At 50.0% G+C, this 25,019-nt stretch carries 23 protein-coding genes; 5 read left to right on the forward strand and 18 right to left on the reverse strand.

What is annotated here, in order from left to right:
• Positions 1-50 precede the first annotated feature (50 nt).
• Positions 51-1,037 carry a biotin--[acetyl-CoA-carboxylase] ligase gene (locus HRU10_05980; protein ID NRA26783.1) on the reverse strand — a complete coding sequence of 329 codons (987 nt, stop codon included), beginning with the start codon at positions 1,035-1,037 and terminating at the stop codon, positions 51-53.
• 192 nt (positions 1,038-1,229) lie between these two features.
• Here HRU10_05980 and rlmN point away from each other — a divergent pair, with 192 nt between their 5' ends.
• Entirely contained in the window at positions 1,230-2,354 is a 1,125-nt protein-coding gene (gene rlmN, locus HRU10_05985; protein ID NRA26784.1) for a 23S rRNA (adenine(2503)-C(2))-methyltransferase RlmN, read from the forward strand.
• Between the two features lie 2 nt (positions 2,355-2,356).
• On the opposite strand, the gene HRU10_05990 is transcribed toward rlmN, so the two are convergent.
• The 11 genes from HRU10_05990 to HRU10_06040 all read right to left on the reverse strand — a co-directional run bounded on the left by HRU10_05990 (position 2,357) and on the right by HRU10_06040 (position 12,410).
• Positions 2,357-2,914 (reverse strand): adenine phosphoribosyltransferase, encoded by a 558-nt coding sequence (locus HRU10_05990; protein NRA26785.1) that lies wholly within the window; start codon positions 2,912-2,914, stop codon positions 2,357-2,359.
• Positions 2,915-2,927: 13 nt separating this feature from the next.
• Positions 2,928-3,341 carry an Rrf2 family transcriptional regulator gene (locus HRU10_05995; GenBank protein ID NRA26786.1) on the reverse strand — a complete coding sequence of 138 codons (414 nt, stop codon included), beginning with the start codon at positions 3,339-3,341 and terminating at the stop codon, positions 2,928-2,930.
• Positions 3,342-3,392: 51 nt separating this feature from the next.
• Positions 3,393-4,472, reverse strand: a complete 1,080-nt coding sequence (locus HRU10_06000; GenBank protein NRA26787.1) for a 3-deoxy-7-phosphoheptulonate synthase — start codon at positions 4,470-4,472, stop codon at positions 3,393-3,395.
• A 215-nt stretch (positions 4,473-4,687) separates the two neighbouring features.
• Positions 4,688-5,137, reverse strand: a complete 450-nt coding sequence (locus tag HRU10_06005; GenBank protein NRA26788.1) for a hypothetical protein — start codon at positions 5,135-5,137, stop codon at positions 4,688-4,690.
• Between the two features lie 67 nt (positions 5,138-5,204).
• Positions 5,205-6,284, reverse strand: a complete 1,080-nt coding sequence (gene bamD, locus HRU10_06010; GenBank protein NRA26789.1) for an outer membrane protein assembly factor BamD — start codon at positions 6,282-6,284, stop codon at positions 5,205-5,207.
• Positions 6,275-7,270 (reverse strand): ketoacyl-ACP synthase III, encoded by a 996-nt coding sequence (locus HRU10_06015; GenBank protein NRA26790.1) that lies wholly within the window; start codon positions 7,268-7,270, stop codon positions 6,275-6,277. Before HRU10_06015 ends, bamD begins: the two co-directional genes overlap by 10 nt.
• The gene (gene plsX / locus HRU10_06020; protein ID NRA26791.1) at positions 7,267-8,319 is read right to left on the reverse strand and encodes a phosphate acyltransferase PlsX; all 1,053 of its coding nucleotides are present in this window, start codon (positions 8,317-8,319) and stop codon (positions 7,267-7,269) included. The genes HRU10_06015 and plsX overlap by 4 nt, the downstream gene beginning before the upstream one ends.
• Before the next feature lie 79 nt (positions 8,320-8,398).
• Positions 8,399-8,578: a 50S ribosomal protein L32 gene (gene rpmF / locus HRU10_06025; protein ID NRA26792.1), complete on the reverse strand. Its 180-nt coding sequence runs from the start codon at positions 8,576-8,578 to the stop codon at positions 8,399-8,401.
• A gap of 376 nt (positions 8,579-8,954) precedes the next feature.
• On the reverse strand, positions 8,955-9,950 hold the full coding sequence (locus HRU10_06030; protein NRA26793.1) for a DUF4114 domain-containing protein: 996 nt from the start codon (positions 9,948-9,950) through the stop codon (positions 8,955-8,957).
• 192 nt (positions 9,951-10,142) lie between these two features.
• Complete coding sequence (locus HRU10_06035; protein ID NRA26794.1) at positions 10,143-10,580, reverse strand: YtoQ family protein; 438 nt, start codon at positions 10,578-10,580, stop codon at positions 10,143-10,145.
• A gap of 18 nt (positions 10,581-10,598) precedes the next feature.
• Positions 10,599-12,410: a phosphoenolpyruvate carboxykinase (GTP) gene (locus HRU10_06040; GenBank protein ID NRA26795.1), complete on the reverse strand. Its 1,812-nt coding sequence runs from the start codon at positions 12,408-12,410 to the stop codon at positions 10,599-10,601.
• A 177-nt stretch (positions 12,411-12,587) separates the two neighbouring features.
• Here HRU10_06040 and HRU10_06045 point away from each other — a divergent pair, with 177 nt between their 5' ends.
• Complete coding sequence (locus HRU10_06045; protein NRA26796.1) at positions 12,588-16,040, forward strand: hypothetical protein; 3,453 nt, start codon at positions 12,588-12,590, stop codon at positions 16,038-16,040.
• A 30-nt stretch (positions 16,041-16,070) separates the two neighbouring features.
• Positions 16,071-17,102, forward strand: a complete 1,032-nt coding sequence (locus HRU10_06050; GenBank protein NRA26797.1) for an FAD-binding oxidoreductase — start codon at positions 16,071-16,073, stop codon at positions 17,100-17,102.
• A gap of 25 nt (positions 17,103-17,127) precedes the next feature.
• Here HRU10_06050 and HRU10_06055 read toward each other — a convergent pair whose 3' ends face one another.
• Together HRU10_06055 and HRU10_06060 are read right to left on the reverse strand one after the other, a co-directional pair.
• Positions 17,128-17,592, reverse strand: coding sequence for a hypothetical protein (locus HRU10_06055; protein NRA26798.1), 465 nt, complete (start codon positions 17,590-17,592; stop codon positions 17,128-17,130).
• Entirely contained in the window at positions 17,589-18,728 is a 1,140-nt protein-coding gene (locus HRU10_06060) for an aminopeptidase P family protein (protein ID NRA26799.1), read from the reverse strand. Before HRU10_06060 ends, HRU10_06055 begins: the two co-directional genes overlap by 4 nt.
• 38 nt (positions 18,729-18,766) lie before the next feature.
• Here HRU10_06060 and HRU10_06065 point away from each other — a divergent pair, with 38 nt between their 5' ends.
• A complete protein-coding gene (locus HRU10_06065) occupies positions 18,767-19,285 on the forward strand; it encodes a DUF192 domain-containing protein (protein NRA26800.1) in 519 nt (172 codons plus the stop codon).
• Between the two features lie 35 nt (positions 19,286-19,320).
• Positions 19,321-20,199, forward strand: a complete 879-nt coding sequence (gene rfbA / locus HRU10_06070; GenBank protein ID NRA26801.1) for a glucose-1-phosphate thymidylyltransferase RfbA — start codon at positions 19,321-19,323, stop codon at positions 20,197-20,199.
• Positions 20,200-20,383: 184 nt separating this feature from the next.
• Here the strand turns inward: rfbA and HRU10_06075 are convergent, their stop codons facing one another.
• The 4 genes from HRU10_06075 to HRU10_06090 all read right to left on the reverse strand — a co-directional run bounded on the left by HRU10_06075 (position 20,384) and on the right by HRU10_06090 (position 24,850).
• Entirely contained in the window at positions 20,384-21,580 is a 1,197-nt protein-coding gene (locus HRU10_06075) for an ATP-binding protein (GenBank protein ID NRA26802.1), read from the reverse strand.
• 387 nt (positions 21,581-21,967) lie between these two features.
• Positions 21,968-23,200 (reverse strand): NAD(P)/FAD-dependent oxidoreductase, encoded by a 1,233-nt coding sequence (locus HRU10_06080; GenBank protein NRA26803.1) that lies wholly within the window; start codon positions 23,198-23,200, stop codon positions 21,968-21,970.
• Complete coding sequence (yidD, locus tag HRU10_06085; GenBank protein ID NRA26804.1) at positions 23,193-23,450, reverse strand: membrane protein insertion efficiency factor YidD; 258 nt, start codon at positions 23,448-23,450, stop codon at positions 23,193-23,195. The genes HRU10_06080 and yidD overlap by 8 nt, the downstream gene beginning before the upstream one ends.
• Positions 23,447-24,850 (reverse strand): cysteine--tRNA ligase, encoded by a 1,404-nt coding sequence (locus HRU10_06090; GenBank protein NRA26805.1) that lies wholly within the window; start codon positions 24,848-24,850, stop codon positions 23,447-23,449. Before HRU10_06090 ends, yidD begins: the two co-directional genes overlap by 4 nt.
• Positions 24,851-25,019: the final 169 nt, after the last annotated feature.

Here is a 25,019-nt window from a genome sequence, read left to right on the forward strand (position 1 = left end):
CCGTCAAGCTCGCGGTCAGACCTATGTATCAACGCTTGCTTACGCTGCACTCACACAGGCCTGACACGCTCGACTTCTCCAGAGTGAATTCTATGCACTTTGCCACGCTCGTCTTCAAGCAACAAGACCCCTGTTGGCTCGATACCATAAACGACGCCGTTGACGGGAGCATCGCCCCGTTGAATGACAATTTTTTGCCCTGAAAGTGCATCATAGGCCGGCCACAATGCGACCAATTGACGAGCGGTCTCAGGAGCATTTAAGGATTCGAATGCTTCGATCACCGCCCCGATCACCACCGCTGCGATCTCGGAGGCGTAGAGCTTCTTTCCGGTGTAATGCGAAAGAGATGTTACCGAAAATCCAGAAGAGCTCGGCTTATCATTTATATTTAGGCCCACTCCGAAAACGAGATCGCGGACTTCATCGTAGTCCACTCTCGCCTCTGTGAGCATGCCACCCACTTTCTGTCCATCAATCCACAGGTCATTCGGCCATTTTATTTGGATCGGTATCTCCGTCAGGCGTTGCAATGCGCGCGCAATGTGAATGCCCACCCAGACTGTCCAGCGCTGAAGATCTGCCGGAACCATCTTGGGACGAAATAATGCGGACAAATAAAGGTTCTCGTCAGATTCGCTGACCCAGACGCGTCCATGGCGCCCTCGCCCGTTAGTTTGCTGCCCAGCCACAATAAAATGGGGCGTCGGCCGGCGATCCGCCAACCAACGCTCAGCCTCAGAGTTGGTACTGTCGACGACATTGTGAACCGATAGAGACACATCCGTATGTCCTGCGTCTCCTAATCGATTGAGCACCCATTCTCTGTGCACGCGATGAGGGAAGCGCGTGATTCGATACCCCTTGCGTCTGACAGCTTCAAACTCAAAGCCTTCTTCGCGCAATTGTTCGAACACCTTCCAGACCGAAACGCGTGAAACTCCGAGAATAGACGCTAAGTGTGCCCCGGAGACGAACGCCTCAGGTCCCCTAAGTAGCTCTTTTAAAATGGTGAAACACGCGTTCTCAGTGCCCATCAAATCTCACTTTCACGGGCAAAATCCCATAGGCTGCCTGAAGGAGACACAGTCTATCGGAAGCAAATAATGGACTTCTATTCATTTATACAGGAGGTTTTGAGTAGAACAGCAAGGATTTGACCATAACCGATGACAATCATAACGCTACTTGCTGGAAGGCCCTACAATGAGCTGGGTCAAACCGATTTTATTTCCATGTCACATTCATTGCCCAGTATTTATGGTGAAACGCTTCAGAGCCTCACTGCATCTCTGAAAGAAGCGGGGCAACCTGCCTTTCGCGCAGGCCAAATCATGCAATGGCTCTACCGAAAGCGCGTCGATTCATGGGAAGCGATGGCAAACATTCCTAAGAAGTTACGCCTTTGGCTTTCTGAGCAATATGACCTCATGCCGTCGAACATTCTGCTCAAAAAGGATGCATCAGATGTCACAAATAAGCTCCTTATCCAATACCCGGATCGCTCTCTGGTTGAAACCGTGGTCATCCGCGCACCCATGACTGGAGTTGGCCAAGAAAATTCCAGGAAAACGGTCTGTGTTTCCAGCCAGGTAGGATGTGCCTATGGCTGTAGGTTTTGTGCGAGTGGGATTGCTGGATTCAAACGCGACTTATCGACCGCAGAAATCGTTTCCCAGCTCATTCACGCGACGCGATCCATCGAGTCGGAAGATCAAGATTCTGATCGCGGAGATCAAGCTGCGTTCGACAACATAGTCATGATGGGGATGGGCGAACCTCTTTCGAACTATGAAAACGTGATACCCGCGCTCAAAATTCTCAATGCGGAGTGGGGACTCAATTTTGGTGCCCGCCGCATCACGCTGTCCACTTCCGGACTTGTCCCAGAGATTCGCCGCCTCGCAGATGAACCGATCAGCCTGCGCCTTGCGGTCTCTCTTCATGGTGCCACCAATGACGTGCGCCGACAAATCATGTCAATCAATCGAAAATACCCGCTCGAAGAACTATTGCCAGCAATCGACTATTTTCGCTCTAAGAATGGGCGGATGGTGACGCTCGAGTATATTTTGATCGACGAGGTAAACGATTCTCTCGAACAAGCTCAGGCTCTGGCAAAAATAGCCGAAGACCTCCATGCTCATGTGAACTGTATCCCATACAATAACGTCGATGGACTCAAATGGCGACGCCCGTCAATGAATCGGCAAAACACGTTTGTCCAAATACTCAAAAAGGAACGCGTCAGCGTCACCATACGGAGGGAAAAAGGACATGACATCGATGCAGCCTGCGGGCAACTTCGCCTGAAGAAAGAAGCTGAACAGGGCGAATATGTCCATGTGAGGTAGACCTACTCGTCCTCAGTAAACGCACAAATTGTATTTACCGGGATGTTTGCGCCTTCGAGACGTTTACTTCCTTGGAGTTCGGGCAAGTCGATGATTGCCGCTACTTCTACCTCATTGACGCCGATTTCATGATATAAGTTGACTGATGCCATGAGCGTGCCACCCGTCGCAATCAAATCGTCGATCAATAGCAATCGATCATGCGTTTCCGCAGAATTCAAATGCACCTCTACGGATTCGGAGCCGTATTCCAATGTATAGGATCTTTCCAAGGTTTCCGGGGGCAGTTTCCCTTTTTTACGGACGAGAGACAAAGGAAGCTGACACGCATGAGCCACAGCTCCTGCGACAATGAAACCACGTGCATCGATTCCGGCCACCCGGGTGATTCTACGGTCGTGAACCAGGTCCGAGAACCAACCCACCAATAACTGAAAGGATTCTACATGAGAGAAAAGCGGGGTAACGTCGCGGTAGTTTACATTCGCAATGGGCCAATCCCTTACGGTACGGACTTTCGATTTGATCAAATCGGTCACATTATCAGGTGAGATACTCATAATCAGTCGGGTTCTAAATGTAATACATTTTGTCGTCCTCGGGCTTCATGACATCCCTCAGAGTAACGGACTTCAGCTTTCCGTGAATTTGTTGAACCAGCCCGTTCCATACCACTGATATATGTCGACCATGTTCGCCGTCCGGTTTCATCGAATTATCTAGGATATCACTATCCGTCGCTCGAATGATGTCATAGACCGTGACCAAGTCAGGGGACTGGGTTAAAAAATAGCCACCTTGTTTGCCGCGCCGACTCCCAACCAAGCCCGAGTTACGCAGCTCATTGAGGATCTGAACTAAGTAATTACTCGGGACAGACTCGGTTCGAGATAGAAAATCGATCTGTGCCAACTTATCTTGCCCATAGATTTTACCCAGCTGAGCCAAGACTCGCAAAGCATATTCAGTTCTTAAAGATAGCCGCACAATTTGCGAAAATGGTCGAGTGTGAGGCTCAAGAAAAGGCCAAAACTATCTTCACACGGACATGTCAGATCGAGCATCATATATGTGTGCTAGAAGCGCTTCGGTCTCCTGAAGATTTACGCACGCATCCGTGACAGATACACCGTATTTAAGGGAATCGAGCGGACCCGCTAACTTTTGTTTTCCCTCGTTAATATTACTCTCGATCATCACCCCGAAAATCGATCGGTTGCCGTTGGTTTTTTGCTGTATCACATCCTCGAGCACGGTACGTTGGCACGTATGATCGTAGCGCGAATTTGCGTGGGAACAATCCACCATGAGCTGCGGCTTAAACCCAAGACTCTCCAAGCGCGCCTCCACAGTCTCAACATGCTGCATGCTGTAGTTTGGCTCATAGCCTGAAGCACCCTTAGCTCCACGGAGTATGATGTGGGTTTTATCGTTTCCACGCGTCCGCACAATCGAAGCCTCTCCGGCATCGTTTATACTGAGGAAGGCATGAGGTGAGCCTGAAGAGATCATCGCATTCATCGGGGAGTCGAGCGACCCGTCTGTGCCATTCTTCAATCCGACAGGGGCAGAGAGCCCACTCGCCATCTGGCGATGCGTCTGAGATTCGGTGGTCCGCGCTCCAATAGAGACCCATGAGACCAGTTCACCAATGTAGGCTGCAATGACCGGATCTAGGAGTTCGGTGCCGGCGGGCACCCCCATTTCGTTTATCTCGATGAGAAGAGAACGGCACAGTTTCAGACCGTTATTCATATCGTATGAACCGTCGAGATGAGGATCGTTGATCAGACCTTTCCAACCAATCGACGTGCGTGGTTTTTCAAAATAGACACGCATGATGATTTCGATGCGATCGCCGAAGCGCTTTCGAAAGCCCTGTATAGCCTGAGCGTATTCGAGAGCCGCCTTTGGGTCGTGGATAGAACAAGGCCCTACTACTACTACAAAGCGATCATCGTCTCCGTCGAGAATCCGAAAAAGCGCCTCGCGCCCCTTGGCTATAGTCCTCTCAGCATCATCAGTCGAAGGAATCGATTTTCTGATTTCAGAAATCGAAACCAGATTTTCGTAACTCTCGATATTGAGGTTGTTTATTGATGTTTTAGATGGGTTCATGATGGCAAAAAAAAGCCCGCAATCCTGAAGTCTGGATGGCGGGCCGTGTTAAAAGTGTAATCTGCGCAACAGTCAGTTTTTACAAGGCAAGCCATCCCTGCTACCAAAGTAGAAGTAAAAATAAAAATAGGCTGCTTTGTGAGGAGTCATGTATTGGTTAAGGCTAGAGACGTCTGAATCTTTAAGTAATTGAGTCAACCATCTTTTCTTAACGCTTACCAAGTCGTGAGCAACAGATCTCTGACCTCGGTCGCGAGAAGCGAGGCAAATACCGGAGTTTGCACGAACTCAGATTGACTCACACCCCGACGTGCTAGGACATCGACAGAAATCTCAAGTTCTTGTTCTTGGATCCAGGCGCGTCCGTCGACATTGGAGACTAAGTCGACTACCGCGATCAGATTGCCGCGGTAAACAGCCGCCAAACCAGAGTCGTCGGCCCGCGATGCAATGCGCTGCCGATCATAATCCATTAGCCTCAGGCTCAATATCGCATCGGCCTCTACTGCCGACCCAACAACTTGGAACTTCCCCGTTTGGGCTAGCTCACTTCTAAGAGCCTGAACGACGGGAACGCGCAACTCTGGGTAGTAGGTTTCATTATCAGGCAACTCTACAAAAATGCGGTTTACTTGCCCAATCACCGCTGAATGGGGTATCCCCATCTGGTATTGAGAACATCCAGAGAGGAATCCAAGGAATCCAATTAAGAACAAGGGACGAAGCAGCATCTTATTCCACACTTCCGGGGAGTCCGTCCCCGCCTCTAATATTTTGCCAAACTGAATCCATCCCCATATCAAACCTAGGTGGCCGTGCGCCTGCCTCGATAGACTCGATTCTTTCGCGTGCTAGATTTGCAGCATGGGTATTCGGACCGACGGTGATCGCCTCGTTATAAAATGCTAAAGCAGCGGTCGTATTCTTTCTAAACCGGAAATAGAAATCGCCCGTGTTATATTTCGAAGCAGCAAAGATTTCGCGCATGTAGGACAAGCCAGCCTCTGCCTCAGGCACAAGACTGCTTGCAGGAAACAAAATTAAGAAGTCTTCGTAATAACTAATAGCCTCGCGAGTCGCACCCTGGTCATATGCCGTGCCATCCACGAGTGACGCGTAGGTTCTTGCCAGCTCCAGGTACGCATCAGCCGCGAGGGTCGAGTCTGGGTATATGTTGATAAGACGATCCAATGCGTCGATTGCGAATTCGGGCTCATCACGCTCAACTGATATTTTGGCGATGTTCATCAACGCCAAAGGCGCATACTCTGTAAAAGGTCCGTTTCTCAGCACACCTTCAAAATAATCTCGCGCTTTCCGCGTGCTCTTAAATGTAGGAATAATACCAAATATGCGCCCCCGAGCCCCATCCATGAGTGACGTCGCTATTTCAAATTGGGTAGCTACGATGTCGTTGAAACCCTCATAATCTGGGTAGCGAATCAACGTGATCCGAGTCATCTCAAAAGCTTCATGCCATTTACTCCGGGACATATGGATCCGAGCGATTTGCATCAAAGCATCGGGCGCAGGAATGGTGCGCTGATAATCGTCAGCAATTTTTTCAAAGAGGCCTTTAGCACGGCCCTCCTTTCCTACCTCCAGAGCAGCTAATCCATCTTCATAGAGACGCGCCGCTTCCTGCTCTTCCTCAAGAGTCGCTGGGCGTAAATTTAGGATCTCTTCTTCCCGTGATGTGAACCAACCAAACGGATCATACCAGGCAGCGCAGAGGCCATCGGCAAGAGACAGTGCAAAAAAGAAAAGGGTAAATGAGCGAAATTTGCTGATCATGGTAAATGTCAGTGCCATCGAATGAGGGTTGCAGACCACGTCAGCCCAGCGCCGAAGGCAACCAATAAAATTAAGTCTCCCGTTTCGATCTCTCCCTTGCTGATCACCTCTTCGAGTGCAATCGGCACCGAAGCAGCAGAGGTATTACCGTATCGCTCGAGGTTTACAAAGAATTTTTCAGGAGGTATTTCCAGATACTTAGCCATACTGTCGATCATGCGGAGGTTCGCCTGATGCGGGATAATCCAGCGGATATCTTCGGGGCGAATATTATTCCGCTCCATAACATCTCGACACAGACGGTTCACTACCTTGACCACCACCTTAAACAAATCCCGACCACGCATCTTGAGGAAATGACCGCGTGCATCAATCGTCTGCTGGCGCGCTGGCATAGCTGAACCTCCGGCCGGTTGGCAAAGTAATGATGGGTCTGATCCATCACTGCGCGAGAGACAGTCTAAAATACCGATATCTCGGCCGTCTACGCGAGAGAGCACCGCCGCACCGGCACCATCTCCGAAAAGTACGCAGGTTGCGCGGTCCTCCCAATCCAAAATTCCCGATACCTTGTCTGCTCCAATGACAAGGGCATGGTCTATTCTTCCCGTGCGCAAAAGTCCTTCTGCAACCTGCACTGCGTAGGTGAAACCACTGCAAGCTGCCTCAAGATCGAAAGCCATGATCTGCCCGATTCCCAGTCGGTCCTGTAATAAGCAAGCCGTCGCCGGAAAGGGCATATCCGGCGTCATAGTCGCCACCACAATCAAACCGATGTCCTCCTTCTCTACCCCGGACCGCTCAATAGCCTGAAGCGCGGCTTGCTCGGCCATATCGAGCGTCGTTTGACCATCCGCCGCTATCCGCCGCTCTCGAATACCCGTTCGACTGCGTATCCATTCATCGTTGGTATCAACAATCTGTGATAGGTCATCATTCGTCAGGCGTTTCTCCGGGACATAGGCCCCCACCCCGCTCAAAACCACGGCCGTTTCTACTGTCATGAAAGTTCAAGAATTTTATTCGCTTGCTCGATGTCATCGTGGGTGTGCCCAATCATATCGCGTCGGGCGAGATCCACTCCAATTCGTATCGCACTTGCAATCGCAAATCGATTAGAAGACCCATGGGATTTGAGGACGTTTCCTTTGAGTCCAAGAAACGGGGCCCCACCATATTGTTCCGGGCTCAAGCGTTTTTTAAGGTCCACGAATACGCCCTTCATCATGAGCGCCCCGAGTTTGCGCATCCAGCTACTAGAAGCGACCTCCGCTTTAATCTCTTCTATGAGAAATTTGTAGAGCGATTCGGATGTTTTGAGGAGGATGTTACCCACAAAACCATCGGCCACAACCACATCGACCTCGCCGCCATACACCTGAAAACCCTCGATTAATCCACGGTAATTAATTACACCATCCAGTTGTTTTAACAGGGCATGCGTTGCGATCGTGCGCTCATTCCCCTTGCCCTCTTCTGTTCCGATGGTCAGCAAACCGACTCGTGGGTTTTCAACCTCCAAGCCCCATTCGGCATAATTTGATCCCAAGATTGCGTTGTGGACAAGGTGTTCTGGGTCTGGATCTGGATTTGCTCCTGAATCCAACAATACATAATGTCCTCCTTTGCATGGAATAACCGTAGCAATGGCAGGGCGCTCCACTCCAGCCAAAGGCCGGAGTTTTATGGTGCCTCCCGCCATGAGCGCTCCGGTGTTTCCACAGCTTAATACCGCGCGAGCGTTGCCACTTTTCACCAGATCGATCGCCTGCATCATCGACGAATCCCGCTTCTTTTTGACGGCATCGACTGCTTTGTCGTTCATATCTACGACCTGGCTTGTCTTGAGAACGGAGAGACGGCCATCATATGCCTTCCCTTCCCCCGCTAAGAATCTGTCAAGAACGTCATCGGCACCCACGGCCACAATACCCTCCAAAGAAGGATCATTTTTCAATGCCAGGCAGATGCCGCGAAGAATTTCTTCAGGGCCTTTGTCCCCACCCATAATGTCGACAGCGATAGTGCCGCTGCACGTATTTTGAGCACCCATGCTTCTAGGTGCGCTCGAACTATCAACTGAGGTGACCACAGCGAAGAACTCTCGTGATCAGAGCTCTAAGTCAACAGTCTTAGATTTCGACATCGACGACCTGGCGGCCACGATACATCCCATTAGCCGGATTAACACGGTGTGGGATAAAGATAGAACCATCACTGGGGTCACGTGCGAGAATAGGAGCTTTAAATCGGTTGGCTCCACGACGGAGGCGGCTGCGACGTTTAGACTGTTTACGTTTGGGTTGTGCCATGGGAAATTCCTTTATTTATAGAAACGAAAAATACTGCCCTAGGGAAAGATTCGGTCAAGTGTTTAATTAGCGCGTTTTGGTTTGCGGGCGCAATTAAAGTAACGAGGTTTATTCGAACTATGGATCTACAACAAGGGCAGTTGGGAAAGCTCCTCGTATCTTCGATTCCACTCTTGGTTTGCCTCTGAGAGAATTGATACAACAACACTGTTTCTCGTCACTAAGCGAAAAGTGCCTCGCTTTCACCGATGATGCACATCACACAAGCGACAAAACTAACGCTCGAGTCTATCTAGAGCCCAGGCACTGGGTGACCGGAACCATGCTAATTTGGTTTTTAGAGCAAATCTCTAAACGGAGATTCTGATAATGCTGCCTATTGCCCAATCTCCGCTGAGGAGTCCTGTTCGAGAAAGGCCTCTATGTTTTCGGCCCCGATTTCAAGGGCTATCACCACATCAGTGAAATTTCCATCACCCCCACCATACATGTCCTCGAACCCGACTAGAAGAGCATCATCGCCGACAACGCCGTGTACCACCATGTGGTTCTTTTGATCGGGATTTAGTGATGGGTCCGATGTAAAAACCGGTGCATCCGGATTATTAACCCCGTCAGACACTAGAAAAAGATTAAGAGGTGTTCCTGATTGGAGATTCCCCAAATCCACGAAGTCTCCCGGTTTTAAAGGGGCTTCCTCAATACTTTCTAAGAAAGCATTCCGCTGGCTTGCGTTGGGAAAAACGAGTTGCGGGTCCCCGTTTCCTATACCTTGGCCTGTCAGATTTATGCCTAAAGAGTTTCGGTATAGCCCAGCCTCTCCAACGAAATAGACCCTTACGTTACCATCTTCAGATAGAATTAACTCGTCTGGAGAAATCGTGAGATTGTAGTCCGAAAGTGCTTCTTGGCTTTCTGTGCGCACGTACTCAAAAATCAATGGAAGTAGATCTGTTTCGAAGGCTTCGGCGCTAGCGTCATTTATTGAAGCAGTTACTTCTCCTGCAATCTCAAGACCATAAGGACGCGCATTGGACTGATACGGGATAAAGCGGCCATCTTCCGTCCATGTGCCCTTCCTATCGATCATGATTTTGTCCTCATCAGGTGATGCTAGTTTCGCCAAAGAGTTTTCTAGACTATCAATCTCAGATCTCAGTGCCTCATTTTGTAGTTTAAAGGATTCAATTTGACGCTTTAAGGCACTAACAGCTTCTAAGTCCTCTGGTAAGGCTGTGAGAAAGACTGAGTCTGCAGATACGGATGATCCCGTGCTATCGCGTGATGTCCCGGAATAGTTTAGGAAATAAATGGCTGCCGAGGTGACAAGGATGGCAGATACTATGAAGGGCAAAAGTATTTTTATTTTCATTGTCTGGCCATTAAGAATTCCTCCAGTTGGTAAAAGTTGCACAATGGCATCCGTGTCGTTGGGCTTATCTTTAGTTGCCAACTGTTGATATCACACCAATTGAGATAACACCGCAAATGCCTTATCTTAACGAGATCTTTCGTTCGAGCGCCGCTCCCCCAATTAAACGTGCAATTTTCACGCGGCTCAGGCTTAGCTAGGAGTCAAAACATATTTCAGCGTCTCAACAACCTGTTGTGGGCTTTCGGCCCAAGCTAATGCCAGGGAGTCCACCTCTTTCAGCGGATGAATGATATCAGCGCTGTGTAAAGTGATGTAAGGCGTGTTTAACGCCGCGCAGTAGCCTGCATCAAAAGCAGCGTTCCATTGCTTATATTTATCACCAAATCGCACGACGACGAGGTCTGCTTGATCGATTAATGTGCGTGTTCTTATCGCATTTACTTTGGCAGATTTGTGATCGCGCCAGTAACCCTCGGATTCCGGACCGAGGTGGTCCCCGGCCGCGTCACTTGCTGCGTGGTCGGTGACAGGTGCTGTGAATTGGAGTTTCAAACCAGCAGCTTCGCATCCATCGATGATCTGTTGACGCCAATCGGTGTGGATTTCTCCTGAGAGATAAATGTTCATTGCGTTTTCTTTGATATATCACAGGCGACAAATGAGTAACTCGCGCTCGAAAATCATCTCTTTAGGCAAGCGATCGAAGAGGTGCAAAAAGAGTTCTTCATGCGACATGGTCTGCATCTTGAGGCGGTGGTGATCGAAATCCATGAGTACATCCCATTCTGCTTCCGAGTAATCCAAACCGCGCCAATCAATATCAGTGTAACGAGGAATCCAGCCCAGAGCGCTTTCTTGGGCTCCGGCACGCCCGTTGGAACGCTCGACGCACCACTTTAAAACGCGCATGTTATCTCCAAAACCAGGCCACATGAATTTACCATGTTCATCTTTACGGAACCAGTTCACATGGAAGACGCGCGGGGGTGTTTGCACCAGTTTCCCAAACTTAATGTAGTGGCGAAAATAATCACCCATGTGATAGCCGATAAAGGGCAGCATCGCCATGGGGTCACGGCGTAATTCGCCCTGTGTGCCCTCTGCTGCAGCGGTGCGCTCCGACCCCATGGTCGCTCCGAGGTATACCCCGTGCGTGTAATTAAATGCCTGGTAAACCAGCGGTACATCACTCATGCGCCGCCCTCCATAAATGAAGGCCTTTACCGGGACTCCGGCAGGATTTTCCCAATCAGGATCAATCACGGGGCAATTCGCCGCGGGTGCAGTAAATCGGCTATTGGGGTGCGCCGCCACTGAATCTGAGTCAGGAGTCCAATCATTACCTAGCCAATCAGTCAAATGGGCGGGAGTCTCCTTTGTCATACCCTCCCACCAAATATCACCATCATCCGTCAGTGCTACATTGGTGAAGATCGTATCCTGGCGACAGCTATCCATCGCGTTGGGGTTGGTATCGTAGGATGTCCCAGGAGCTACACCGAAGAATCCAGCTTCGGGGTTGATGGCACGGAGCTCCCCATTCTCGTCAGGTTTAATCCAAGCAATATCATCACCCACACAGGTCACCTTCCAGCCATCCATCTCTTTAGGGGGAATCAGCATAGCGAAATTCGTCTTTCCACAGGCGCTCGGGAAAGCCGCAGTGACGTAGGTTTTATTTCCAGCCGGATCTTCTACACCCAAAATCAGCATGTGTTCAGCGAGCCAGCCTTGGTCACGTGCCATCACTGAAGCAACGCGCAACGCGAGGCACTTCTTTCCCAAAAGCGCATTGCCCCCATAACCGCTACCGAAGGACACAATGGATCGCTCCTCAGGGAAGTGAACGATATGCGTATCCTCTGGATTGCATGGCCACACAGGTCCCTCTTCACCTGGCGCGAGCGGGTGCCCTACACTATGTAGACACGGGACAAAAAAGCCCTTGGGGTCCAGCGCATCCAAAACGGGCTGACCAATCCGCGCCATGATCCGCATATTCACCACCACATAGGGTGAATCTGAAATCTCCACGCCGATTTGTGCCAGCGGCGATCCTATCGGCCCCATACAAAACGGGATGACGTACATCGTCCGACCACGCATGCAGCCTTTAAATAGTTTTTTGAGGTAGCGTCGCATTTTCGTTGGCTCTTCCCAATTGTTTGTTGGGCCGGCGCCATCGCGATCCTGGCTACAGATAAATGTGCGTTTCTCAACACGCGCGACATCCCTGGGATCCGACCGGAAGAGATAGCTATTGGGACGCTTTGATTCGTTGAGCTTTATACACATCCCCCGATCGATCATCATTGCGAACAATTCGTTGGCCTCCTCTTGGCTGCCATCACACCAGAAGACTTGGTCTGGCTCGCACATCGCGACCATCTTTTCCACCCATTTGACGAGGGCTGCATTATCAGTTTGAGCTTTCTTGGTTACGACCGGATCTGTCATGGTTGGGATAATACTTTTGGATTTGATGAATTGGGATAACAAACACTGAGTGGGGCGAGTTTTTCCCGCACCATTTTGTTCATACAATTGTAACAACGGGTCTAACCTCAACCACTTGACCCCGGCAAGCCTCCTGCTTTGCTCAGCAGAATAAGTTCTCTCTTTAAAATTCTTTCTATGAACACTGTGACCAAATTCGGCATCGATCCATCTTCACCTCGTGGATACGCCGCGCTTCCCGAAATAAAAGACTACACCAACCTCAAGCTCGAGGCTCTAGGTCTGCGAGAAAGTAGGGCCGAAGATACTGGCTTCACACGGATGACACGTCCACTTCTCCAAAGTTTTCGAGAGCACAAACATCTCCTTTCAAATCACCTCAACCCCGTAGACCAACGCATCCAAACATTCATTGATGGGTATTTCGCAGATGTGGGTGAAGGGCTTGATCTCAACCTCCCCCATCAAACCGTCATTTTGGATCAACACGGTGTGGCGCGTGTACTGTCTCTTCCGGAGGACGGGGATCTGTTTGAATCGCCTATCATATCTAGTTACCGCATTCACCAAGGTGTATTACACAATCCAGTAAATGACCGGCGCACTACAAAAGGTGTTTTCCATGTGTCTGAAGGCGGCCTACCCATACCTGACGACAAACTTGCAGTTCCCAAAAATGCCGCTGCTCACATCCTAGCGCGCGCACTCAAGCCACCGCGGGAAATCGCAACTCTGCCCTATCAATCAGGAAAAGAAGATGCGCCGCCGGTTTGGGTTTCATTATTACTCCGCCCTATTGTGTGCCCCGAGGTGCCTGGATTTTGCTCCCAAAAACGTATGGAGGTGCGCTTCTTCGCTCCGGGCAACCTCGTTTCGAATCTCGATTTCGTCGAGTCAATCTTTGGTAACGGAGGCGACCCCAATAATGCCATCAACGATTCTGGGCTAGACCCGGAGACTTGGACCGGCACGACCGGATGCGTCATCCTCGCTCCACATTTGGTGGGGATGAAGAAAAAAGAGATTGGCCTACCCCACATCGACAATGCAACCGACCTGCAAAAAAAACATGGCATGTGCTGGGAGTCGGAGGATGAGCTTTATAACAACGGAGGCGCTTTTAAAATGACCTTCCGGACAGCGGAGGGTGTCGTGGTCACCGTAATCGCAGATAATTACTTCGGCTACTGCAAGAAAGAGGTCAAAACTCAGATCAGCTTTTCAGCAAACTTGACTGGTCTAGCCGAAGAGGAGCACGCAGGTGGAGCGCTTATTTACTCAGCCTATGACCTGGGCGAAAGCTTTGAATTTGGAGATTATTTTGATGCCGCAACGCATTCTTTCGAAGAAGTTGCTGCACAATATACCGATTTCATTGACCTCAAGCCCGAAGGCTACGGAGTCGATCGACGGTATTCCGACATCTTGTATGTGCCCGAAGACGTTCAAATCTCACTGATTGAGCAGAGCGTTACCTGGCAGAAAGATGGTATCAGCCAGGCGCTGCGGCTAGTGCCAAACACGACTTACGTTCTGCCATCTGGATACAAAGTTGAGATGATCAAACCTGCCGAAGGTCGCCGATGGCGCCTGCGAGGCACCGTTTCAGAAGGATTGTTTTGCCACAAACCATGCACCGTCTCGGGTGGTGGCAAATCCGAGATCTCAAAATCGATCTCAGACGCCATTCTTTCAGGGCCAGTCTATGTAAAAGACTACCATGCAGATTTTGCGATGCTGGCCGAGATCTTCGGACGCGACTATAGCGATCATTGCCGGGATTCAGCTTTGAATCATAAAGGCAAGCGCCCCTTCCTTGGCAATGCGCGTTCGCTGGGATCGGTGATCAAGCTCCTCACACCTTCACCAGAATTTACAGACAACTACAATACTTGGATTGAAAGCATTCCGCAGCACATCAAAGACCTCGCTTTCGTCATCAAACGTATTTATCGCGAAGACTGGGGCGAAAATTGGGCTGAACGTTTCAGTGTGGATGCCATCGATGGGCGCATGGGTAACGAACTGCGTTACAAAGGTAACAAAATGCTGACGCAGTATCTCCGTGTCGGATACAGGGCTGATGGCACATGGCGGACATTCAGCCTGCGTAAGGATTTTCTCCCCGCGACGAAGATATCCCAAGAGGACGACATCAGTGCATCCATCGTGGTTCCCTCTCGGTATATTCCTGGCTATTCACACCCCGAAAATCATCCGAGTGTTAAAGTCATTACAAATTGCGAACACCGTTTCTTCCAGCGCCCCGACGAAGCGATTCACCGCGGGTATGACAAGCAAACCGAGGCTGATATGGCAGCCGATGGAAATTTCCTTTCCAACTATCAGCCGCTCATCAAAGAAGACGCCATTAAACAAATCGAAGATCCGATACGCTTCGAGCAATACACACCGGCTATGCAGGACAGTATCCGGGCCTTTGCGGACAATCCTGACCCACCCGATTATTTCTGCTCACCGGCCAACCCGCGTATCGTTGACGGAGTCCCCACGAAGAATCCGCGCTACCTGCAGGTGCGCCCGGATATTTTAGACGATCGGACTCACTATCTCTCGACGCAGAGTACCCGACTCTATCGAAAGCTGAAGTCTACCGACCCTGTCATCAATCCCGTGAGTGCTGTGCTTACCGGAAGACGTAATAACCCTCCTGAGCCCGAAGCAGGTATCCGCTCTTTGGCGGTTTATAACCCGATCCATTACATGGAGCTTCCCGAGCTTTTTATGGAATTTATCGCCTCGATAACGGGCAAATCTCCTTCAACGACCGGCGCCGGTTCGGAAGGAGCGCTCACCAAGGCACCCTTCAATGCTATGTGGCCGATTCATGACCTGAATTATTCGCTCTTGTCGTTTGTCACGACCCGCTATGACGGCTTCCTATCCTCTGCCGGCTATGTAGGCCCTAAGTATCGCGTAGATCATGATGTTAGCTTACTCGTTCCCGAACTTTGGAGCCGAATGCGCGCCCACGAACGCAATGCAAAATATCTCAAACAAAATGGGTTTTTAGAAAAACTAAACGACTTTGAGCACAATGGAAAGACGGTCCTGGCCAGCCGTTTGGGCTACCGGATCACACCGAAATTTGTCCGTATGTTCTTTGGCCGAATTTTTAATAATCCAGCGGCGGTTTTCCCGGTAGATGTTCTGCGTCCTGAGCAACAGGATATAGAGGTGTTTGTCGATGGAGTGGACAATATCGCCGAAGCTCACAAGTGGGTGGCACAGCGCTACCTAGATGATGGATCTGTAAAAGCTGCCTGCACCCCGCTGAAAGCTTTACTCAACATTATGGCTACCGGCTCCTATGAAGGAAAGACGCTGACAGATCCCGAGATTCGTGATCTGTTTAAACCGGAAAATATCCTCAGTAGTGCGGAGTATAAGCAAGTATTGGAGAACCAACAAAATCGCGACCGAAAGGCAACTGCTCAGCGCCGGGCATACCTCGAAGCCTATCTAGATGCGAATGAAGTCTCTCCAAACATCCAGCGAACTGATATCGAGGCGCGTCTAGTCCGCCTCAAAGAGCATCAAAGCTATGTTGAAAGCGCTGACTTTCTTTCAGACATACATGGGACCATTGGGTGTGATTTTCAGGGTTAATGCCCTTCGATTTAGCTTTTCCATCAATCGGTGACGCGAGCTATCCGTATCATCGGATCCGGTCTTGCCGGTATTCATTTAGCGTGGGCGCTTCATATGCGAGGCGTTCATTTCGAGCTGATAGGTCAAGACCGGGCCTATCCAGCGTGGCAGGCATCAGCAGGCATTATTAATCCAGTCACTGGTAAGCGCGTGGTGAAGTCATGGAATATCGACGCGCTCTTGCCCTTTGCTCAGAAGAGATATGCCGAGGTCGGCCAAAAAATAGGTGTTCCATCACACTATCATAACATTCCATTAAAACGCTTTTTCCGCCCGAATAGTGACGAAATCGAACGCCTCAACGACCGTCTGAGCGATCCGGATTATACTGCCTATTTGTCTTCAAAAAACTGCGATGAACTTGGTTTCAAGATCAACCAGGCTGCATGGGTTGATGTCTCAACATTTGTCGAAGAATCGCGCGCCTACTTTTTGGCAAAAGGGCTGTTTTTTGATGATTTCATGGAATATTTCAGCATTGAGAGATGGCAGGCGAAATCGGAGCGACTCGCCATCTTTTGCGAGGGGGCTCAAGGGACTGAGAATCCTTGGTTCCATTGGCTAGACTACCGTATCTCTCGCGGCGACGTCGTGGATTTTAAGACAAAAGCCAAGTTGCCTAGCTTGTTGATTAATAAGGAAAAATGGATGTTACCTCTGGGCCCAAATGTAGGACGCATGGGTTCGACATACACCTGGGATAATCTGCTTGCTCCGCCAGACTCGAGACGACCCGACGAACTCTTCCAAAGTTTAAACAGCTCAATACCAGCTCTGAACGAGGCTGAAGTCACCACCCACAGAGTGGGCATTCGGCCAGGTACAAACGATTCGCGCCCCTACGTGGGCGAACACCCGAGACAACCTGGTATTTTTATCCTTAATGGCTTCGGTTCAAAAGGGGCATCCCAGAGTCCCTGGTGTGCTGAGGCATTAGTGAACCACATGTTAGACTGGGCGGCGATACCACAGGATATCGATGTGCAGCGCCGTGTAAAATTTGCCAGAGGCCGTCTTTAGATCAATAGACCCATTATCTCGCTGATCAGCCTTTGGCAGCATCCATGCCCCAGGTGTCCAGAAAGCTTTCGACCGTTGCCTTGAGGCCTGTCCCCACCTGTGCTTCCGAGCTTTCAGCTGCGCAGGCAATGTATTGGATTTGCTCCACAGCAAGCGCCGATTTTTCTCTCAGCAAAAGCCATTGTCGCAACGTCTCCAGGGCTTCACCCCAATCTTGAAGACTGAATATCCCCTCCTCTGCGTTTTGTTTGATCAATGCCAATCCATCTTTCAATCGGCCATCGTCCCGATGCAATCTAAGCATCGTTTCAAAAATCCCAGAGAGAGCTTTAGGCGTCTTAATTCGGGCGACAAGTAAATCCAGCTTTGCCGCGGTGAGACGGGCTCGACCGCCGTCAGCCTCCATGCGCGAAAGAACTGTATGCCAGCGCTCAGGATTAATGCCCGTTTGGGCTGCAAATGCTTGTTCAAATTGAGCGACTAGGCTCATGCAATCTCCCATTTGTATGAATAATCGGATAGCATTTCGCAGCCATCTTGTGTCACACGCACGACGTCCTCAATACGGCAACCGCCTAAGCCTGGATAATATAGACCTGGCTCAATGGTAACCACCATACCTGCCTTGAGCGGACCGCCACCTGGAGAGACGCGCGGCCCCTCATGCACTTCGAGACCCAAGCCATGCCCTGTTCCGTGAAAGAACCCTTGATAGGTCCCACCGACCTGCTTCGTTTCATAGCCTTTCTCGTCAAACACGCGCACAACTTCCTGGTGTATCGAATGGCCGTGGACACGCGCACGCACGGTAGCCAACGCGGCTTTCTGTGCTTTACGAACCGTTTTCACTAAACGTTTCTGTTCCTTGCTAGCCTTTCCTTTTAAATAAGTCCGCGTCATATCACCATGGTAACATGTCGCGGACACACGCGGGAAAATGTCCACAATTATGAGCTCATTGGCAAAAAGCGGCCCAGAGCCGCGCTCATGGGGATCACACGCCTGGTCACCCCCAGCAACGATGGTATTCGAAGCTACGCCACCGTGGTCCAAGATCGCTTTGGCTATGGCTGTCTGGACTCGCTCAGAAGTCAGCACGTCACCTTCATAGACAAGGCGCCCCTTTTTGTCTGCTCGTGCACGTTTGAGCATCGACTCAAACAGTTTAAACCCAACCGAGCTCAAAGCATTACCAGCTTTAATGGCAGCGGCCTGTTCATCGTTTTTGAGCAAGCGGTCTGGAAAAAAGGGAGCATCGTCAACTTCGATATGAATCCCCTGCTTCTCGATGCCCCGTGCCATTCCCAAAGGAAAATCTTGGGGCACACGATAAGTGCTGATGTTTTCCTTATTTGCGAGATATACAGCACAGTCAGCAGGTGTCGGTTTTTTGATACCCAAAGCGCTTTCGGTTTCTTTCCGAAGCTCCATCAAGTTCAGTATATCTGTGAACCCTGATTGTTTCTTAGCTCGCCCGATCTCCAATGGACTCAAGACCCCAATGCGCCTACGCCCGACTCCTATGGCTAAAAACGGATCAGGTGCGTGAAATTCACCAAAATAGAGGATGTCCGCATTGGTTTCCGGATTGGCATAAAGAAGGATAGCTGTTCTGCTTTTAGGCATTTCGGACATGGTCTTCACTAAATCCAAGGGCTCAAACAATGCACCCCTATTTTATCCTGATCAACAAGGTCGTTCTGTGTTTTTCGATTTTGGCACTCGGTGCATGTCGCGAATCAGAAACTAGGGAACCCGCCACTGTCGATACATGGATTCAGACGGCGGTGGGCGATCAGCCAATTCTAATTCAGGCCGCATTCACAGAATCTGAACGACAAAAAGGGCTCATGTATCGCCGGGAAATGGACAAGGATGCCGGCATGCTTTTTGTCTTTGAAACTCCCCAAGCGCGCGGGTTCTGGATGAAAAACACTTATATTCCGCTCGACATCGCCTACATGACGTCGGACGGGGTCATTCGAGAGATTTACCCCATGTATCCTCTAAACGAGAACTCGGTTCGTTCAGTCCGCGCAGATATATCTATCGCCCTCGAAATGAATCAGGGCTGGTTTGCCGAAAACGGGGTTGAGCTTGGCGACGCCCTCATGCTCGAACCTGTGATTGACCTCATAGAGCGGAGGGGGTTATCCCCTTCTGGTTTTTCCATTAACCCATAAAAAGCAACCGTTCCAACCCACTCCAGTCAAACTACATGCGTCGCAAAGGCATCATCCTCGCCGGTGGCTCCGGCACCCGTCTGTTCCCTCTCACTGTCTCAGTTTCAAAACAACTGCTGCCGATCTATGATAAGCCGATGATTTATTATCCTCTGTCCGTCCTGATGTTGGCGGACATACGGGAAGTCCTCATCATTACGACCCCACACGACGGTCCGTTATTCAAAAAGCTCCTGGGTGACGGATCCCAATTCGGCATTCAGATTTCCTACGCAGAACAGCCCAAGCCAGAAGGCTTGGCCCAAGCATTTTTAATCGCTGAAACCTTTCTCGACGGAGCTCCTTCCTGCCTGGTTTTAGGTGACAACCTCTTTTACGGCCACGATTTCAGCAGCTTTCTTATCGAAGCACAGAAGCGCTCGGTCGGTGCCACCATTGCCGGATATCGTGTGGCAGATCCCAAAGCCTATGGGGTCGTAGAATTCGATGCATCCGGTAAAGCAATTTCAATCGAAGAGAAACCAACAGCGCCAAAGTCTGACTATGCAGTTCCCGGTATTTATTTCTTTGATGGTCGGGCCACGGAATTTGTTAAAGACCATACACCCTCGCCAAGGGGTGAATTAGAAATTACCACTCTCATCGATGACTACCTCAATGACGACTCCCTGTTTGTTGAAAAACTGGGTCGAGGCACTGCCTGGCTCGATACGGGAACGCATGACTCCCTGCTCGATGCAGAAGTATTTGTCCGCGTCCTCGAAAAACGTCAGGGCCTCAAGATCGCCTGTCTTGAGGAAATCGCGATGGAGAAAAAATGGCTGCGAGCGGAAGAGGTTTTGGAACAAATCAAAGATGCCAAATCCTCTTATTACACTTATGTATGTGATTTGGCAGTCAAGGGCATCGAATAATCAGGCCGCGTGGACAGACTACGGACCGACCTGAAAAAGAGTAACCTGTCTGCTTACGCCGCCACCAGGGCACCTCAGCGTTCGTAAAAGAATATGGACCAATCAATTTCGGCTATCGTCGGGACAGGATGTACTGGGCACCATCTTCCGGTAACCGGAGCGCGCCTGTGTCGTGCCCCGCAACTCAAGAATTTTGCAGCTTTGCGATGTCTTCCGTGAATTCAATCAGACCCATTGCCTCTGCGCCTTCTCCTATGGGAAAGCGTTCTGTGCCAGCATAAATCACATATCTACGCGTTGCGCTGATATCATCGCATGCTCTGTGAAATCCACTTTTCACCTTCGGCGCGGCAGATCGCTTGATCTCAATAGCCCAGATCTCGGTCTTTGATTTTTCTATAATCAGGTCGATCTCGCTCTGGTTGGTTGTCCGGTAATAGCTCGCCGTCCACTTATCCGATAAATGGTTCAAGATGGTCTCAATGACAAAAGACTCCCAAGAAGCACCAATAACCGGGTGTCCCAACAAATCCTCAAAAGCTGAGATTTTGAGCAAATGATGCAGCAACCCGGTATCTCGCACATAAATTTTAGGCGATTTCACCAAGCGTTTTTTAGTGTTCCCCGCCCAAGGTCGTAACTGCCGAATCATATATAAATCGGTCAATATATCGAGGTAATTACGGATAGTAGTATGACTGACCTCTAGGCTTTTACCCAAGGCCGAAAAATTAATTTGCTGGCCATGAAAATGCGCTAGCATTGTCCAGAAGCGTCGCATACGCGCCGCTGGTATCTGCAAACCAGCTTTGGGAATGTCGCGCTCAACATAAGAGGCAATAAAGTCCGAACGCCACCTCCAACTTTCATTATCGTTGCTGGCAAGATAGCTTTGAGCAAACCCGCCGCGAAACCATAATTTATCAAAATTAAAGCCCAAAGGATCAAGCGGCTGAATTTCCTGCACCATGAAAGGCGTCAGCTCTAAATACCGAATACGCCCTGCCAGCGTCTGCGAAGATTGCTGCAAAAGATCACGCGATGCCGAACCAAGCAAAAGAAATTGGGCTATTTTCTCACCGCCACGGATACGCCTATCTATTAGAGCCCGCAAAACTGGAAATAAGTTCGGACGCAGCTGTATTTCATCAATGATCACAAGCTCACCATCAAAGCGCTTCAAATAACCTTCTGCGTCACTCAATTTCGCAAGATCTGACTCAAGTTCTAGATCCAGGTAAGAAACCGGTTTATCGACAAGGTCTGGGGCCGCCGCATGAGCCAATGTGGTTTTACCTACCTGCCGCGGCCCAAGCAGTGCAACTGCGGGCATTGTAGCTAGTGCTGCGAGCAAATCGTCATTCAAGAGACGTGGAATCATGACGCAATGACAATCAAAATAGCTTCAAAATACAATAAAAATTAAACAAAAATATGATATTTGAAATCCATAATTTCAAATATCATGATATAAACCTTTATCGAGTTTCACCTCGATCTGGTTTCTGCCAATTCCACATGTAAGCTATGAAATCCATTTCTACAGCTCAACGGAGGTGAACGAACTTTTTTAGGCAATCTGAGCGCAATAGAGGAATAAGATTTCCCTCTTCCTGGCCACAGCTGTTCCACAAATTCCAACAACAGATAAAGCAGATATCCTGAAATAGATTATCGATAAATATTTGATGATTAAATACTTATCTCTGCACTTGGCGCTATCTATGGTTCAGCAAACGTTCGAATTCCTATAGGATAGCTATGTTTCCTAATCAGCCATTGCTCTACCTGCGATATATCCAGCCGTCCAAGCCGCTTGGAGGTTAAATCCACCTGTTACGCCATCGATATCCAATACTTCACCGCCAAAAAACAGGCCTGCCTGAATACGGCTTTCCATACGTTTGAAATTTACTTCTTTCAGGCTGACTCCGCCACAAGTAACAAATTCTTCCTTATTCATGCTCTTTCCGCGGACAGAAAATCTACACTCTTGTAGTTCGCGAATAAGGCGTTGCGTCGCGAGTCCCGGCACTTGGCCCCATTGCACTTCTGGACTGATACCCGCAGCCTGACAAAGGCTCTCCCAAAGTCGACGCGGTAGACAAAACAAGGGGTATCCAATCACTCGCTGGCGAGCTCGATCCTTCCGAGCTGCGTTCAATGCCTCATCTATGCCACTTTGCGATATTTCAGGTAGCCAATTTATGGATACATCGAAGTGGTATTTTAGTTCTTGAAGCCGGCGCGCCGCCACTGCCGAGGTTTTTAGGATGGCGGGTCCGCTGAGTCCCCAATGCGTGATCAGAACCGGACCTGTATTCGTGTATTTTTCGCCACATATACTCACCGTAGCCGGAGCGACAGCAATGCCCTGTAAATCCTGCAAGCGCGCGTCTTTAATGTTGAAAGTGAATAACGACGGGGCAAGCGAAGCCACCGTGTGACCGAGAGCCTCGATAGATTCAGACAGAGCACCCGCTTTCAAGCTACCCGTTGCCAGCATAAGTCGTCTCGTGCGAAAGTCTCCACGTGAGCTATCGACCAGGAACACGCCCGTAGTGTCGTTAAAATCGATCCCTTTGACGCCACACTTATTCTCTAAGGTGACATCCAGGCGGCGTGCTTCGTTGAGGAGGCAATCGATGATAGTTTGGGAATCGTCGGTTGTAGGAAACATGCGCCCATCCCTCTCTTGCTTTATTTTCACTCCTCGACTCTCAAACCAATCGACTGTGTCACGGGGTTGCCACGAATGGAAGGGGCCGCGCAGCTCACGGCTGCCTCGTGGATAGTGTTTAACGAGTTCGGAAGGCTCAAAACAAGCATGAGTTACATAGCACCGCCCACCTCCAGATATGCCAACTTTGGTAAGAAAGCGTGGTGCCTTCTCGAGCACAGTCACATTCAGACTGGGGTGGTTAGCCTTACAGTTGATCGCAGCGAACATCCCGGCTGCTCCGCCCCCTACAATAAGCGCGTCAAACACCTCTTCAGGCATCTTTTTTCGGAGCCGGAGGCACTGGATCGTCCCCGTAGCCGCCCAACGGATGACAACGAGAAACACGTTTCAAGGCGAGCCACCCACCCTTTAGCACACCAAAGCGCTCAATCGCTTCGCGAGCGTACTGCGAGCAAGTAGGGTTAAAACGACATGTGGGCTGCCCACCGGTCAACAAGAGCTTCAGTGGGGAAAGAAAAATCTGATAAATGCGGATTAAGAAAAGCGCTAGTGCCCTGAGTGGATTCATGATACCGCCTCCAACGCATAGCCTTCTTTTCCGTCCTTCACGCGCCAGCCCTTTTCAAGAAGAAGATCGCGCAACTCGTCTGAACGAGCCCAGTTTTTCGCCGAACGCGCATCCCATCGCTCATCAGCAATAGCTCGGATCGCATCAGGAATCTCGATCATAGGTTCGGAATAATCGACTAATTCAAGGCCTAACACGTCGAGTATTTTCGCTAACGCAGCAGCTTCCAATCTCAATACTTCGGACGGTTCATTTTCCTTGAGCAGGTCCTCCAACTCGCCAAGTGCAGTATGTAATGACCCGAGCGCTTTGGATGTGTTCAGGTCATCACATAAGGCGCCAAGAACCGGTTCAAATCGTCCCCAAGACGCCTGCTTGAATTTCTTTGGGAGGCCACCGAGGCCTTTTGCCACCTTACTCAAGCGCTTCATGGCCGATTGCGCAGCGTTGAGGGAATCACGCGTAAAATTAAGCGGCTGACGATAATGACCAGAAATAAGGACATAGCGCAATTCCATGGGGTGATAGCCCCACGCCATAATATCGTCGATGGTGTAGAGGTTGCCTAGACTTTTGCTCATTTTGCTACCCTCGACCCGCAGATGAGCAATGTGAAACCAATGACGCACAAACTGCTTACCCGTAGCTCCTTCGCATTGAGCGATCTCGTTTTCGTGATGGGGAAACATCAAATCCACCCCTCCAGAGTGAAAATCAAAAGAATCGCCCAGATACTTTGTGCTCATAGCGCTGCACTCAGTATGCCACCCAGGACGACCGTCTCCCCACGGACTCGACCAGCGGTTGGGTCCATCTTCCTCTTTCCAAGCCTTCCAAAGAGCAAAATCGTTCCAGCTTTCCTTATCGTATTCATCCGAATCGTTAAGCCGCTGGTCTGCGTTTTGGACAATGCCCTCACGTTTTAGCTTGGAGAGCTTTCCATAATCTTCGAAAGCCGAGATTCGGAAGTATACCGAGCCGTTATCAACCTGATAAGCTAAGCCCTTTTCAAGCAGCGTCGAGATCAGCTCGATTTGCTCTTCCATGTGCCCCACCGCTGACGGTGACACATGGGGCCTGAGAAGGTTTAAACGCTCGCAGTCCACTTCATAGAGCTTACGCCATTTCTCAGTAAAATCGAAAAGCGCAATCCCCTCTGCCTGCGCGCCTCGAATCGTTTTGTCATCAACGTCTGTGTAGTTGCGCACGTGCTTTGTGCGGAGGCCAGTGGCCTCGACGACACGGCGGAGTAGGTCCTGTAGCGTGAAAGATCGGAAATTTCCAATATGCGCTGGGCCATAGACCGTAGGACCACAGCAATAGATACCCAACGTCTTGCCGTCGGCCGCATAGACCGATTCCGTTTCGCGAGTTAAGGTATTGTATAGTTTGGGTTCCATAGACACCGCAAATATAGAAGAAAGTTCTCGGGAAAAATCCAACATATTGATCCGATCCGAAACGGGTTGTAATTGAAATAGCGGGGAGATTTCCCCAACTGCCTTTGTTGTTGTTGAGCCGCTCTGTCGGCTCGCGGGTTGCGTATCGATTGGAACGACCGCCCAAGCA

Source organism: Opitutales bacterium, from assembly GCA_013215165.1.
In the GTDB taxonomy this organism is placed as follows: Bacteria; Verrucomicrobiota; Verrucomicrobiia; order Opitutales; family JABSRG01; genus JABSRG01.